Source organism: Chryseobacterium cupriresistens (assembly GCF_046614675.1).
GTDB lineage: Bacteria > Bacteroidota > Bacteroidia > Flavobacteriales > Weeksellaceae > Chryseobacterium > Chryseobacterium cupriresistens.
This window is the reverse complement of sequence record NZ_JBKKJT010000002.1, coordinates 34,432-49,516: the sequence shown is the minus strand read 5'-3', so window position 1 is coordinate 49,516 and position 15,085 is coordinate 34,432. Positions and strand designations below refer to the sequence as shown.

General features: G+C 36.3%; 16 protein-coding genes. 6 read left to right on the top strand and 10 right to left on the bottom strand.

The window, feature by feature from the left end; translation table 11 throughout:
• Positions 1 to 69 precede the first annotated feature (69 nt).
• Positions 70 to 594, top strand: coding sequence for a 2'-5' RNA ligase family protein (locus ACLI50_RS05460; protein ID WP_411413338.1), 525 nt, complete (start codon positions 70 to 72; stop codon positions 592 to 594).
• Between the two features lie 29 nt (positions 595 to 623).
• Here ACLI50_RS05460 and ACLI50_RS05455 read toward each other — a convergent pair whose 3' ends face one another.
• Positions 624 to 1,982: a T9SS type A sorting domain-containing protein gene (locus ACLI50_RS05455; RefSeq protein ID WP_411413337.1), complete on the bottom strand. Its 1,359-nt coding sequence runs from the start codon at positions 1,980 to 1,982 to the stop codon at positions 624 to 626.
• Between the two features lie 2 nt (positions 1,983 to 1,984).
• Positions 1,985 to 2,470, bottom strand: coding sequence for a hypothetical protein (locus tag ACLI50_RS05450; RefSeq protein ID WP_137905656.1), 486 nt, complete (start codon positions 2,468 to 2,470; stop codon positions 1,985 to 1,987).
• Positions 2,471 to 2,571: 101 nt separating this feature from the next.
• Here ACLI50_RS05450 and ruvC point away from each other — a divergent pair, with 101 nt between their 5' ends.
• From ruvC to ACLI50_RS05425, 5 genes are all read left to right on the top strand, one after another.
• Positions 2,572 to 3,126 carry a crossover junction endodeoxyribonuclease RuvC gene (gene ruvC, locus ACLI50_RS05445; protein WP_034692903.1) on the top strand — a complete coding sequence of 185 codons (555 nt, stop codon included), beginning with the start codon at positions 2,572 to 2,574 and terminating at the stop codon, positions 3,124 to 3,126.
• A 152-nt stretch (positions 3,127 to 3,278) separates the two neighbouring features.
• Positions 3,279 to 4,349, top strand: a complete 1,071-nt coding sequence (locus tag ACLI50_RS05440) for a DUF4407 domain-containing protein (protein WP_202841599.1) — start codon at positions 3,279 to 3,281, stop codon at positions 4,347 to 4,349.
• Positions 4,350 to 4,522: 173 nt separating this feature from the next.
• Positions 4,523 to 5,116 carry a phage tail protein gene (locus ACLI50_RS05435; protein ID WP_137905655.1) on the top strand — a complete coding sequence of 198 codons (594 nt, stop codon included), beginning with the start codon at positions 4,523 to 4,525 and terminating at the stop codon, positions 5,114 to 5,116.
• Between the two features lie 5 nt (positions 5,117 to 5,121).
• Positions 5,122 to 5,814, top strand: coding sequence for a T9SS type A sorting domain-containing protein (locus ACLI50_RS05430; RefSeq protein WP_411413336.1), 693 nt, complete (start codon positions 5,122 to 5,124; stop codon positions 5,812 to 5,814).
• Between the two features lie 98 nt (positions 5,815 to 5,912).
• A complete protein-coding gene (locus tag ACLI50_RS05425) occupies positions 5,913 to 6,110 on the top strand; it encodes a KTSC domain-containing protein (protein ID WP_110011496.1) in 198 nt (65 codons plus the stop codon).
• A 53-nt stretch (positions 6,111 to 6,163) separates the two neighbouring features.
• Here the strand turns inward: ACLI50_RS05425 and ACLI50_RS05420 are convergent, their stop codons facing one another.
• From ACLI50_RS05420 to ACLI50_RS05385, 8 genes are all read right to left on the bottom strand, one after another.
• Positions 6,164 to 8,032 carry a GEVED domain-containing protein gene (locus tag ACLI50_RS05420; RefSeq protein ID WP_411413335.1) on the bottom strand — a complete coding sequence of 623 codons (1,869 nt, stop codon included), beginning with the start codon at positions 8,030 to 8,032 and terminating at the stop codon, positions 6,164 to 6,166.
• A 349-nt stretch (positions 8,033 to 8,381) separates the two neighbouring features.
• Positions 8,382 to 9,842 carry an IMP dehydrogenase gene (gene guaB, locus ACLI50_RS05415; RefSeq protein WP_110011687.1) on the bottom strand — a complete coding sequence of 487 codons (1,461 nt, stop codon included), beginning with the start codon at positions 9,840 to 9,842 and terminating at the stop codon, positions 8,382 to 8,384.
• Between the two features lie 188 nt (positions 9,843 to 10,030).
• Complete coding sequence (locus ACLI50_RS05410; RefSeq protein WP_411413334.1) at positions 10,031 to 10,735, bottom strand: hypothetical protein; 705 nt, start codon at positions 10,733 to 10,735, stop codon at positions 10,031 to 10,033.
• Positions 10,736 to 10,822: 87 nt separating this feature from the next.
• Positions 10,823 to 12,109 (bottom strand): DUF4252 domain-containing protein, encoded by a 1,287-nt coding sequence (locus ACLI50_RS05405; RefSeq protein ID WP_228406597.1) that lies wholly within the window; start codon positions 12,107 to 12,109, stop codon positions 10,823 to 10,825.
• 16 nt (positions 12,110 to 12,125) lie between these two features.
• A complete protein-coding gene (locus ACLI50_RS05400) occupies positions 12,126 to 12,815 on the bottom strand; it encodes a hypothetical protein (RefSeq protein ID WP_343642415.1) in 690 nt (229 codons plus the stop codon).
• A complete protein-coding gene (locus ACLI50_RS05395; RefSeq protein ID WP_002976192.1) occupies positions 12,790 to 13,299 on the bottom strand; it encodes an RNA polymerase sigma factor in 510 nt (169 codons plus the stop codon). Before ACLI50_RS05395 ends, ACLI50_RS05400 begins: the two co-directional genes overlap by 26 nt.
• A gap of 99 nt (positions 13,300 to 13,398) precedes the next feature.
• Complete coding sequence (locus tag ACLI50_RS05390; RefSeq protein ID WP_202844178.1) at positions 13,399 to 14,559, bottom strand: putative sugar nucleotidyl transferase; 1,161 nt, start codon at positions 14,557 to 14,559, stop codon at positions 13,399 to 13,401.
• Between the two features lie 104 nt (positions 14,560 to 14,663).
• Positions 14,664 to 14,915: a type B 50S ribosomal protein L31 gene (locus ACLI50_RS05385; protein ID WP_062702555.1), complete on the bottom strand. Its 252-nt coding sequence runs from the start codon at positions 14,913 to 14,915 to the stop codon at positions 14,664 to 14,666.
• Between the last annotated feature and the right edge of the window lie 170 nt (positions 14,916 to 15,085).

The following is a 15,085-nucleotide window of genomic DNA, read 5'->3' as shown; positions in this document are numbered from 1 at the left end:
ATACCTTACAAACTTATGCATAATTTTCTTATGTATTAAAATTTAATTTAAAAACTTTTAATTTGTCATATGAAAAAAATGTACTTCATAGCCATTTACCCTCCTCAGGAAATTATTGAAGAAATAAAAGTTTTTAAACAGGATCTGGCAACAAATTATGCCAATTCCAAGGCTTTGAAAAACGAAGCACATATTACACTCTTTCCTCCCTTTTCGAGAGAAATTGAACTGGAAGAAGATATTCACATTGTTTTTCAGAAAATCAATACAGAAATTACACCTTTTGAAATAGAGCTGGATGGCTTTGGAAGCTTTCCCAATCCTAAAAATCCTGTCCTCTATATTCAGCCCAAAGAAAGTAGTCAATTAACAGAACTTTATCATAGGGTAAAAGAGCGCTTTAATTTCACAAAGTATTCGTTTAATCCGCATATGACTGTAGGATACAGAGATCTGGCCTGGGAAAATTATCTTAAGGCCTGGCAAAAATATGAAAACATGGAATACAAAACTAAATTCTTAGTCGATAAAATAATACTTCTTCGCCATGACGGACGGTGGGTACCCATAGCAGAGAAAAAACTAGAAAAATAAAACCGGCTCCCAGAGCCGGTTTCGTGTAATTATTCTTTAATGATTTTCTGAGAAATGATCAGGTTTTTATTTTCTTTTACATTCAACAGATAAGTACCTGCCGGATAGTTTTTAATATTAATCCGTATTGCAGAATCATTCAGTTCAAATCTGGATGGGATAAGCTTTCCTGAAGTGTCATACACTTCTACTTTTACATCTTTTGAAAAGCCTTGTTTGCCTTTAATAAAAAATTCTCCATCTGTCGGATTAGGATAAATACTGAAACGGCGCTCTTCCGCTTTTACTTCTGAGAGTTTAAGAGTTGATTTGCTCAAAGTCCAGGAAACATTGGTAACATGGAGTGTACTGTGATTGTCTACTTTTAAAAGCGGATTGTTATCCACTACCGATAATGTCAAAGTATTATTTCCGTTGTTAAGTTGTCCGGGAGTAATCGTTATGCTACTTCCCGTTGCTCCCAGAGCCGTTCCGTTTAAGCTCCATGAATTAACCAGCGTGTTCGGAATGGGAAGAATTTCATTCACAGTGAAGGTAACATTGGATGTAGCATCAACGGCTGTATTATTGGCCGGAGTATAGGAATCCACAGGGGAAACCAGAGTATGAATCCTTTCAATAATTGCCTCTTTACACACAGAGCAGAACTGCTGGTTAAGATATCTCATTTCACAGCTCTGATGGGGTCTGAACCAGCTTGGGCTTTCAGCATGGGCATATACTCCTACCCCATTTAATCCTACCCAGTTTTTCCATTTTATCGTTGCCGGATTAGAATTTTGTGTTTTATTGGGAGATTCCAGCGAACCGGAAAACCAATATTCATCGGCCAATTTTCCAAAGGAATGTCCCAGTTCATGCACTACAATTTCATTGGAAGAACCGTTGAGTGAAGCAAAAGCATAGGTACCGCCACAACCTCCGTATTCTGTAGAATTACCCAGCACATAAGTAATATCATAGTCCGGGATATTGGCAGCCAGAACCTGTCCTACTTTATTGGTAGTATTGCTGTATATACACCTGTGAACTCCTACATCGAAAGTAGACCCAAGATAGTTATTGGGATTAGTTACAGGAATTACAGGCTCTGCAACATCTGCTGCGGTTCCGGGATGCTTTACTCCTGATTCTGTGGAAATTACTTTTACCGCATAGGCATTAAAGTAATTCTTATATTCTGTATAAGGACTTTTCGTAAAAAGATAGTTGATCGTATTCTGAGCCGATGTTGTAAAAGCAGTTTGCTGTGCAGCGGTAAACCCGTCTCCCAACACTGCAATAACAATCCGCTTACTGTTGTCCCCGTTTTGTAATAGCGGAACGGTCTCAAAAGTCTGGGCAAAACAACTGCTTCCTATTAAAAGGGATAATAAAGTTTTTTTCATGATTATAGTTTTTGTGTGAATATTACTTGTGCACCATCCTCAGTTGCTTTTTCAATCTTTACCGACTGTACATTTTCAGAGTAAGAAAACCTGGCACTGAATTCGGTATTTTGAAGGGAAGCTTTATGTCTGGATATTCCCTCTTTTTCATATACTTCCAGTTCAGGATTGAAAGGATCTTTCACCAGCTGTTTACCCATTTCTTTTCCGTCAGCTCCTGTTAATGTAATCACAAGATCACCCTTACGGATGTTGTTTCTTTCAAATGAAGGCATCTGTTTCAATCTGCCATCTGCAATTTTAGTACTCTGGAGAGTAATTTTTGCATTTCCCGACTGATCTTTATCTGCTTTGAAAAACAAATAAATGATCCGTTCGCTCTTTGCTGTAAAAGCTTCTGAATGCTTATTCTGAACTAAATTATTTCTCTCTTTAAGGCTAAACAAGAGAAAGACAGGAACAATTAATACATTAAATACATTTTTCATGATCATTTTTATTTAAAGATATTAAAATTTTAAACATAAACGAAAATCATTACCAATACTTTTTCCACTAAAAAAACATAGAAAGTCCTATCTTTGAAGCAATGATTTCAGAGAAAATAATTTTAGGAATTGACCCGGGGACAACGGTAATGGGATTTGGTATCATCTCCGTAAAAAAAGGAAAAATGGAGATGGTTTCTATTCATGAACTTATCCTGAAAAAATATCCCAATCACGAAACCAAGCTGAAGTATATTTTTGAAAGAACCCTTTCTCTTATTGATGAGTTTCATCCTGATGAAGTAGCTCTTGAAGCTCCTTTCTATGGGAAAAACGTTCAGAGTATGCTAAAACTTGGCCGTGCTCAGGGCGTTGCTATGGCAGCCAGTCTTTACAGAAATATTCCTATAACCGAATATTCTCCAAAAAAAATCAAAATGGCGATCACCGGAAACGGAAATGCCAGCAAGGAACAGGTAGCAGGAATGCTTCAGAACCTTCTTAAATTAAAGGAGTTTCCTACAAAATATTTAGATGCTTCCGATGGTCTTGCCGTAGCTGTATGTCATCATTTTAATTCCGGGACAATAGCAGATACGAAATCGTATTCCGGATGGGAGAGCTTTCTTAAACAAAATCCGGACAGATTGAAATAGGTTCCACATTCTTTTTTCAATTTTTCAAAAACAAAATTTAACATTCTAAAAAACAGCATTTTACCCAAACAAACACAATTACTTGGTAAAACATAATACTATCTTTTACATTGGTATGATTTTTAGTACTACCTTTGTATAAATTTTCAGTTATGAAAACAAACCAACAAACTATAAATCAAGGGACTCATACAATAAACTGGTTCCAAAAGTTTCTGATGGTATGTTCAGGCGGGAACATCCATATTTTAAGAAAAACTCCGAGTGAATGGAACAAGTTTTCCGGTATCGGGGGTATCGTACTTTTCACTGCAGTATTCGCTACTTTGTCTGCAGGCTATGCAATGTATACAGTATTCGACAATATCTGGGCGGCTGTAGGATTTGGAATCCTGTGGGGTCTGATGATCTTCAATCTTGACCGTTATATTGTTTCTTCCATCAAAAAAACAGGAACATGGTGGAATCAGATTCTGATGGCTATTCCGCGTCTCATCCTTGCTACGTTCCTGGGAATTATTATTTCCAAACCTTTAGAACTTAAAATTTTTGAAAAAGAAGTCAACAAACAGCTGAATACCATTATTCAAAGAAATAAAAAACAACTGCAGGGTGAAATGAACGGGCGAATTCTTCAGCAGAGCGGTCCTTTTGAAACAGAAAAGCAGCAGATTTCAGGAAAAATCGCTCAGTATCAGCAGGCATATGATTCGGCTTCGGTAGAGCTTGAGAAAGAAATTCTGGGTAAGCAATCCGGACTTACCAGTGGAAAAGAAGGCTATGGTCCCAATGCAAAACGTAAACAGCAACTGAAGGAGCAACGCAGACTTGATCTGGAAAATTATCAGAAACAAGCGGCTCCAAGGCTGGAATATTTAGACAAAGAAATATCGAAGGTATACACAAATCTGGAAACGGAAAGAAAATCTACAGAAACATTTGAAGATAAATTCAATGGTTTTGCAGCAAGGCTTCAGGCTTTGGACGAACTTGGTAAGAATTCTGCCATCATTGGGCTTGCAGCCACTTTTATCATGGGATTGTTTATCTGCCTTGAGATTTCTCCGGTTCTGGTAAAACTGATTTCTCATATAGGACCCTATGATTATCTTTTAGAAAAAACAGAAAATGATTTCAGGCTGTATTCTAAAGAAAAAATTGAAAAAGGAAATGCATTGACTGATTTCAGAATCGATGATTTTAAAGATAATCTTAAACATTAAAATGGTCATTTAATACATTATTAGCTGTTAAATATTAGAGAAAAAATCTATAATAAATCAATTTTCAATAAATAAAATCTAACCTTTTGTTATATAACGAAAGGTTTTTCTTTTAATCAAGCATTTTATGTAAAATATTTTCTAATTTTATACTACTTAAAATTCTTGCTATCATGAAAAACTTAATTTTTGCATGTACACTGCTGATATGCAGTGCATTTGTTCCCGCTCTAAAAGCACAGGCATCAGAACCATTTTTAGGGCAAATAGCCTTTGTACCTTATAATTTTGCTCCAAAATACTGGGCAGAATGTAATGGGCAGCTTCTGCCCATCGCGCAAAATCAAGCACTTTTTTCACTGTTAGGAACCACTTATGGAGGAAACGGAGTTACCACATTTGCTTTACCTGATATGCGGGGAAGAGTACTTGTTCATAACGGACAGGCACCGGGCGGCCCTACAATGTACACCATGGGAGAAACCGGAGGAACTGAGAGTGTAACATTATTGGTAACACAAATGCCGGCTCATAATCATACCGTGAATGCTGTAACAACGGAAGGAAATCAAAATTCTCCAACCAATAATCTTCCGGCAGACACCAAAACACTTGACAAAGAATATTCCGATGCAGCGGCAAATACGACCATGAAAAACACAATGGTAGGAAGCACAGGAGGAAGCCAGCCTCATGAAAACAGACCTCCGTTTATTACGCTGAAATGTATCATTGCATTAGCAGGAGTCTATCCATCTCAAAACTAATCGTTATGAAAATTCTTTACTTATTATGTCTTGTTATAGGAAGCTCAGCTTTTACACAGACAATAACATTCAGTGGATGTTCCAATCTGTTTGATAGCCCACCTAATACGTATGTATTTAACAAAACAGGAGTAGATGCCTTTAGTAAGAACATCTACATGACCAGTCCTATTGATGGCGGACAGGATTGTAGTGGATTAGGTACCTGTGAATTTAAAATCCAATGGAACAATGCTCTTACAAGATGGGAATTTCTTGGTGATGAAGGAAACGGAACTTTTACAACTCCTTATCTGATTTATTATAACTCAACAGGTAATAATTCTGTTCCGATACCTCCCGGTAACAGTATCGGAACCTGGGTTGAAAATACAGCAATGACTAACGGGCAATGTGGAGGAAATCTTACTGCAGTAAACTCCACCATGACAGGTGATGTACAGACCACTACATTAGGAACTTCAGACCTTTCAAAAAATAAAATTCAGATCTTCCCTAATCCTGTGGTTGATTTTATTACTATTTCCGGTATTGACGATGGGCTAACCATCCAGATTTACAATATTGACGGACGTCTGGTAAAATCAGAAATGTTTGATTCCAAGATTGATGTTTCACAACTTGTTCCCGGAGGATATATATTAAAAATAAATACCCGGAATTTTCAGATACATCAATTTAAATTCATGAAAAAATAGAATGATATTCTGTTTCAAGAAATCAATTACTGAAGCTTTCGGAAATTTCGGAAGCTTTTTATTTTATGGCAAGGAATGTTTTTTGCATGAAATGAAGTATGCCTTCAAGTGTTGTCAATCATTTCATCTATTTTCCGGATACTGAAATATTAAAAATTATATATCAGTCGGGAGCAGTTTATGATTATCTTAAGGTACCTCCTGATATTGTTGAAAATTTTAGAAAAGCTAGATCTAAGGGGCAATTTCTTAATAAAGTTATTAAGCCAAGGTTTAAGTACAGGAAGATGGAATAAAAAATGTCCCCATTACAATGGAGACATTTATATATACCTGAATGAAGATCAGTTTATTTAATGATTAATTTAGAAGACTTACTGTCTTTTCCATTAGAAATCTGAATCATATAAACTCCTTTTTCTAATTGCTGGTCCACTTTATAAACACCGTTTCCTTCTTCAGTCACAGCTGGACTTGCCAACAATCTTCCTGACATATCAGAAATAGAAACCTTCAGATTTTTACCATTTTTAGCTTTAATGAAGATTTTATCTCCGGTTGCTACCGGGTTAGGATAAACTGTTAAATCACCATTATCTGCTTTCACTTCGCTTGTTCCCAGATTGGTAACAAATTTTACAGTATAATCTTCAACCTGCCCATACATTAATTGCCCACAAGGAGTCATATTAGGGTTCTCATCATCAACAAGAACTCTCATTCTTAGTGGAGTGTTCAATACTACTGAGGCTGGGGCTGTAATCGTTGTACTGTACGTACCTATTAAGGTAACCGGATCCGCAATAATGTTATCAGCTGAACCTACAAGTTCAGAAGCTTCAAAAGTACCATTATTATTGTAATCGATCCATATTCTTACATCATTATTTGAATCTGAAACATTCACCTGAAGATTATGAGTTCCCGTTGCAGAAAGCTCAGTTGATGTTGCTCTTAAGCAGTTTGCACCTGTATAATCTTCATAAAAATTAGCAGCAGCCTGCCAATATCCTGTTGATGCATTATTAATATTTCCCAGTTTTACTAAAGTAGGGCCTACAAAATAGTTACTTGGTGTAGTGATACCTGTTGGGTTACATGCAGCAGCAATAGGAGTTCCAATTGCAGCTCCTGCAGAAGGAGCCGTTGCACCTAATGAAGTACTCAACCCTCCTTTCATCAAGAAAAAGTAAAGAGCTGCTCTGTCATGCTGTCCATTTGTAAATTTAAATGCTATCGGATTGGTATAGTTCATCATATTATACTGTACGCCCTGATAGTTTGTTCCTGTACAATAATTCATATCATTGTTGGTTGGCGCAGGATCGTTTAGCAAACTTCTTGATCTTTCTGTATCACAAACCTGATCATCGTCTTTGTTACAGTCATTATTAGTCATTGGTGGACAGTAGGTCGTAGAAGTAGTTCCTTGTGGCGGCTGAGCGTTAGCATTACCAAATGTATGAAGTAATCCCATACTATGTCCAAACTCGTGAGCCAGAGTAATATCATCCTGTAAAGTAACTACAAAAGATTTCATAAAGGATTCGTAGTTAGCATCGGCATTTTGAGGCAGCCCTGCCCATCCCATGATACCATATGTTCCACCTCCATCTACTTTATTCATGATATAGATATTAAAGTAAGACGCTTCCGGCCAGTGTGGCGCAATAGTCTTTACCTGATCCGTAGTAACCCCATTTGCTCCACTACGTTTTACCCCATAATCATCATATCCTGCAAGAGTTCCTCCGTTGTATCTAACAATTCCTGTAGTAGCATTACAATTAGGGTCTCTTTTAGCTAATACCAGTTTAATTGGCATCGTAGCAGCAGTACCAAAATCTGCCGGAACTCCCTGAGCCCATTGATAAGTTCCTGCATACATCTCATTACAATGATCCAGCCAGGCCTGAATTTGTGCATCACTCTTATTGTAAGCAGTACCAATAGCCGCACCCGTAGGTGCTATTACGTGTACAACTACAGGAATTTCATAAACTCCATTTACAATTTTGTACGCACTTCCATTTTTAGCAGTAGTATTTTGATTACTGCTAATAACTTTGTTACGGATATTACGAATCATTTCATCAATTTCCGCATTCTGTTTTTGGTGTACTCTCTGTTCATTATCAAAGTCACACCACTCTTTTTTTTGCTGTGCAGATACTGAAAGGGATAGTAACAAAGCCCCACAAAGGATAGTTTTCTTCATTTTACTAATTTAAAAAATTAAACAATTTAAAAATTTACAGCCTTTACATTCTTACCCGTGATACTCACAACTAAAACAAGCAATAAATTTAAAATTTCATTACAGTTAGTAGAAAAAAACTAAATATTGTTACATTCAAATCATAAAATAAAATTAACGCGAAACCAAATACAATAAACTTTATTTATATTATAATTATAAAAAACGGAAAAATAAAACCAAATCGATAATTTAATAAACAGATAATTTAAAATTAACACCCTGTCAACCAGACTATTAAAACAGAATCATACAATAAAAAAAACCGCACATATTGTGCGGTTTTTCATATTTAAATTCAATTATAATTTTATAAAGAATAATTTGGAGCTTCCTGCGTGATAATTACATCATGAGGGTGGGATTCTTTCAATCCGCTTCCTGTAATCATTACCAGTTTGGAATCTTTTTGAAGTGTTTCAATATCTTTTGCTCCACAGTATCCCATACCGGCTCTCAAACCTCCTGTCAACTGGAAGATCACATCCTCCAGTTTTCCTTTATGCGGAACTCTTCCTTCAATTCCTTCCGGAACAAATTTTTTAGCTTCACTCTGGAAATATCTTTCTTTACCACCTCTCTTCATTGCTGAAAGACTTCCCATTCCCTGGTAAGATTTGAATTTTCTTCCCTGGAAGATAATTTCTTCTCCCGGAGCCTCATCTGTACCTGCTAAAAGAGAACCAAGCATTACTGCTCCTGCACCACTCGCAATAGCTTTAACGATATCTCCTGAAAGTTTGATTCCACCATCAGCGATTACCGTTACATTTTTTGACTTAGCATATTCGTAAACGTTATAAATAGCAGATAGCTGAGGAACACCTACTCCTGCAACTACTCTTGTTGTACAGATGGAACCCGGTCCTACTCCAACTTTAAGCACGTTGGCTCCTGCTTCAATAAGGTCTTTAGCAGCTTCTGCAGTTACGATATTTCCTCCTACAACATCAAGGTTCGGATATGCTTTTCTGATTTCTGAAATTTTATCTAAAACTCCTTTAGAATGACCATGTGCAGAATCAATGGCTACAATATCAACTCCAGCCTGTACTAAAGCCTCAATTCTCGCTAATGTATCTTCTCCTACACCTACTCCGGCTCCTACGATAAGACGTCCGTTTTGATCCTTATTAGCATTAGGATATTCCAACTGATTATCGATATCCTTTATCGTAATTAAACCTACAAGTTTGTTATCTTTATCTACGATAGGAAGTTTTTCAACTCTGTTTTTAAGAAGGATTTCTTTAGCCTTTTCAAGGTTGGTATCTTTATCTGAAGTGATCAGATTATCTTTGGTCATAATCTCTTCCACTTTCATATCAAGATTTTCCTGATATTTTACGTCTCTGTTGGTAATAATTCCGATCAGAACATTATCAGCATCCACTACCGGAAGGCCGGAAATCTTATATCTTGACATAAGATCTTTAGCTTCCCCTAAAGTATGATCTTTAGATAGCGTAACCGGATCAGATATCATTCCGTTTTCGGAACGTTTTACACGGTTTACCTGAGCTGCCTGCTCAGCAATTGTCATGTTTTTGTGGATAAATCCTAACCCTCCGACTCTTGCTAAAGCAATGGCCAGATCAGCTTCAGTAACAGTGTCCATCGCAGCGGAAACTATCGGAACATTCAGCGTGATTTTGTCGGTAAGTCTTGATTTTAATGAAACCTGGTTAGGTAAAACTTCTGAATAAGAAGGGACTAGAAGAACGTCATCGAAAGTGATGGCTGTCTCTACAATTTTGTTATGAATAGACATCTTTACTTTCTTTGCAAAATTAGGTTATTTTGGTGAGATATGAAAATCCTTTTTGATAGTTTAAATAAAATTTAATAATCAATAACTTAAATCGAAAAACCGCCCTTTTGTAAGAACGGTTACGGTACAAAATAATTGAATAAGTTTGAAACTACTTTATTTATAGGTTAAATATGATCATGTAAGATCTATTTGATGAGACTTCCATTTTCATCAATATTCTCAATATGGGTCTGATTATTTTTATCGATGTATAATTTTAATCTTACTTTCCCTTTATTATCGCGGATAAATATGCCTACATCACCATTGGCTGTCTTGCCTGCAAAAAAGCGTTCACTTCCCAGTTTACCTTTTTCCTGTAGTTGTGCGAATGCTTTTTTAGAAGCTTCCGGATTTTTCAGTTTCCTGATAGAATCAGCAGCCTTAATAATATCCTCCATCGGGAAATCATCAGGTCGATCCCAGAGTTTTAAACCATATACTCTTTTTTTGTCTTTTCCTGAACCTTCAAAATACTGAAGCTGCATAATCTGATCTGTATTTCTCTGGTCTACAGAATAGACCATTCCGGATTCTTTCTCATTGCCATCATACACAAGCCCTCCACATTCATCTCCCAGGGAATTGAAAAAAATAAGTCCTGCTTCTCTTTCACGGGGTTTCATTTCCTTATGATTCACCAATCCGGGATGCTGACGCTCCTTATTACTGATAACCATCTTTAAAGTTCCATCTTTCTCAACGATATTGATACGTTCTACATCTATTTCTTTGAAACGTTCGTTGGAAGACTGATTTTTAAAAGCAAGAAGGAAAAACATTACACATAGTACGGTAAGTACAGCGGCGTAGATTTTAAGGACCCGGACTTCTCTTATTAATTTCTCCATGCGGTAAAAGTTTTGGGGATTAGTTATCAGGATTATTGAACAGCAACGGAATTAATCATTTTGGGATGTTGATATCATTTTTAGTTTTTACTTGATTTGCCTTAAGCTTCCTCCTGAAATTTTATCCACTTTAGCATCCAGCTCAGGGTTTCCTTTCAATTTTACATCGGCTCCTGAAGAAACATTTACTTTCAGTTTGTCTGTAACCAATAAGGAAAGACTTGCTCCCGAAGTAGATTCAGCTACTGCCGTGGCAATTTTAAGGTCATCTGCTTTACACGAAGCGCCACTGCTCGTTTCTATCACGGCGGAAACAGCTTCTCCGGATAAGCTTACACTTGCTCCGCTTGAGGTATCCAAAGCCAGTTTCTGTGTGGTAAGTTCAGCAGTCAAAACAGCTCCGGAACTCGCTGTAACATTGGCAGCCTGTCTCGCATTAAAAGTTCCTTTAATAACAGAACCTGACTCTGCTTCAATCTCCATACTATTTTCATTAACAGGATTTACTGCTGTAAAAATACTTCCGGATGAAGTTTTTATACTTTGAAGAGAAGGAGCAGAAACATTAACATTAAGATTTTTAAATCTCAGATTACGGACTCCCTTATTGTCTACGTATATTTTCAATACTCCGTCTTCCACCTTGGTGATAACATATTGAAGTTTATCTGCATCTGCAATTACTTTTACACTGCTGGTATTTTCCTGCTTGAAGGTAACATTTACTCCCACGCTGGCATCTATTTTTGAAAATTGGCCTACATTCCTGTTATCTCCATTCAGATAAGAAGAGGTATTGCCTGATGTAAGGTCATTTCTTACAGAACTCGTCACAGAAGATGTAGTTGTTTCACCAGAATTAATGATCTTATTAACATCCGACAGCTTCATCTTTCCATTGAGGATAAAAATGATATTCTCTTCTTTGGAATCCACATTAAAAACCAGATTCTCCAGATAGTTGTCTTTTTCTTCTTCAGCCAGAAATTTCATAGAAGTTCCGTCACTGCTCATGGACATCAGCTCATTGAAGTTGAGAGCGTTTAAAGCCTTGTTTATTCTCTCTGTTTTTTCTTCATTCATTTTTATGTTCGCAAGATTTTCATCTTTTAAACGATCCGGGAAAGTAATTTTAGGAATAATCAGAATTTTAAGTCCTTCTACATCGTTCAGTATAGGTTTTATCTTTCCGATATAGGCATCATTAACATCAATGGTATTCAATAGCTTGAACATCGGTTTTTTGATGTTGATAGAGGTTACTCTTCCTCTTTTTTCAAAATCCTGAAAAAGCTTGTCTAATTTCTCAGTCTGTGCAGAATAAGTTGCAAAGCTGCTCAGCATTATGGCTATTATAAAAAATATTTTTTTCATGAGATTGATCTGATTTTTAGTATTCGCTGTCAAGATTTTCATTTTTTTGAGAAGATGCTACTGTTTTTTTTAACTCACTTCCTAACTTCATAAAGGAGTATTTTGCAACATCTATAGCTTCTTTTTCACTGCTGATTCTTTTTCCGTTTACAATGACATAAGAATCATTGTATGCTGTTGCAGAATCATTTAAATTTTTACCCAGGAAGGAAGAATTATCAACATATCTGGGTTTTCTTTCTTTTTTAAGCCTTCCTCTTTTTGGCAGAATTTCATCCATTACATCTTTCTCTGCCACCTGGTTATCCTGAAAAACAGAATCTTTTTTCACTCCGGAAATAGAATCGGTATGATTCACCGCTACTTGTTCCTGGTGATCACTGTTTTCTTCCATAAACCCGGACTTTTGTTTTAAGATTTCATCTTTTACGAGTTTTTCTCTGTCCTGCACATCTGCTGTGCCGGAATTATTATCATTAAGAAATAAGCCGATTCCGAATACCAACATCACACTGGCGGCCATCCAGAACCATTTGGGAAAAGAGGGTTTCTTTTTTTCGTCCAATGGAATAATAGGTACAGCATCCTGTTCAGCTTCCGTACTTTCTGCAGTGTGAAGAAAGTCCTCAAAGCTCCAGTCCATTTTTTCTTCCTTGATCTCCCGGAAGACTTCGTTGTATTTATCTTGTAATTGATCTTTTTTCATAGCTCATCAGTTGTGAAATTTGTTCTTTTACTTTTTGTCTCGCACGCATCAGGTTTACCCTTACTGCATTTTCCTCCATTTCCAGCATTTCAGAAATTTCGGAAACATCATATTCTTCTACATCTTTCAAGTGGATGACCATCTTCTGTTTCTCAGGGAGCTGATTGATAAATCCTACAATATGTTCCTTAAGGTTATCAACTTCCATACTATAAAGCTCCGAGCGGTGAAGCTGCATATCCGCAAAACCGATCTTTACGTCGTGATGCTTCAATCTGTTCAGGCATTCGTTCCGGACCGACTTCAGCGCATAGGATTTAAAATTCCCGAATTGCTCAAGCTCATCCCTCTTCTGCCAAAACTTCATCATGAGATCCTGTACTACATCTTCTGCTTCATCACTGCTCATGACAAACCGTTTCGCAAAACGATACATCTCGTCTTTGAGAATAAACACCGTATTCTTGAAAGTTTCTTGGGTCATGAGTTTTGTTTCTTATAGGTAAGACAATTGCAGTTACTTATCTATTACATCAAAAATAAAAAAACTTCAAAAAAATTTGAAGTTTTTTATTTTATTGAATTAATACGTGTCAAAAATATGTTTCAGAATCGCTTTATCCTCTTCTGATAAAGCTACTTTTCTCCTTGCCATGGCTCTTTCTGCTACCTCATATACTTTATCAAGTTTGAATCTTTCATCATCTTTCAGTCCGCCCCATGAAAAGTTTTCCACAAGATTAGGTGGAAATCCTGGTTTGAAGATATTAGAAGCAACACCGATTACCGTTCCTGTATTCAATTGTGTATTGATAGCTGTTTTGGAATGATCTCCCATAATAAGACCTGCAAACTGCAATCCTGTATCTTCAAATGATTTTGTTCTGTAGTTCCAGAATTTTACATTTCCATAATTATTTTTCATGTTTGAAGAATTGGTATCCGCTCCGAAATTACACCATTCGCCAATCACAGAGTTTCCTACAAAACCTTCATGCCCTTTACTGGAGTATCCGAATATAATGATATTATTTACTTCCCCACCTACTTTACAGTGAGGACCAATTGTGGTAGCTCCATAAATTTTAGCCCCAAGATTAAATTTGGAATCATCACAAAGAGCGATTGGCCCGCGAAGATGACAGCCTTCCATCACTTCAGTATTCTTACCGATATAAATCTTCCCTGTTTTTGTATTGATGGTAGAGAATTCAACATAAGCTCCTTCTTCAATAAACAGATCTTTTTTATCACCTAAGAAACCATTGGTTGAAGACAATTCCTGTGAAGTTCTTCCTTTGGTAAGCAGATCAAAGTCAAAATCAATCGCATGATGATTATAGGTAAACAGATCTTTTGGCCTTTTAAAGAAAACAAGATCTTCCTTAATATCTGTCATTTTCTCAATCTGGTTCAGAGAAAAACCTTTCATATTGATTTTTGCGGCGATTAATTCGTCTTCGTACACCAGCGCCTCCCCTTGCTTAAGATCTTTAATTTGTTGGATTACGTTTTCTGTTGGCAGGAAATTCGGAACAAGAAAAAGGCTTTCTTTTTCCTCAGGGCTTTTAAATTTATCCTGAAGATATATTTCTGTGAAATAAGTTACCTCAGTGTTTTCAAGTATTTTCTGCCATCTCTCAGAAAATGTAAGGATTCCGCATCGCATAGCAGCAACCGGGCGGGTAAAAGTAAGCGGAAGAAAATCTTCCCAGTATTGTGCGTCTGAAAATACCAACTGCATCATTCAGTTTTTAAGTTTAAGGTTTAAAATTCAAGATCAACAAATTTACAATAAAAAAAGTCTCCCAAAAATTGGAAGACTTTAATATTTTTAATGTACAAAAATTACTTAGCGAATTTTTTATACTTGTTCATGAACTTATCAACTCTACCTGCAGTGTCAACTAGTTTTACTTTACCAGTGTAGAAAGGGTGAGAAGTTGAAGAGATTTCCATTTTGATTAGAGGATACTCTTGTCCTTCGTACTCGATAGTGTCTTTTGTTTCTGCAGTAGACTTGCAAAGAAACATCTCGTCGTTACTCATATCTTTGAAAACAACAAGTCTATAATTTTCTGGGTGGATTCCGTTTTTCATAATACTATTTTTAAAAAAATTAAAGTTTGCTTTCGAAATAGTAATGGATATTTCTCTGCTAAATTTTAGGTTGCAAAAATACAACATTTTTTTAAAATTCCAAATACTGAATTCAATATTTTTTTATTGATAAGAAATTTAAAGTATTTTCGTTAAATTTGGAACTTACT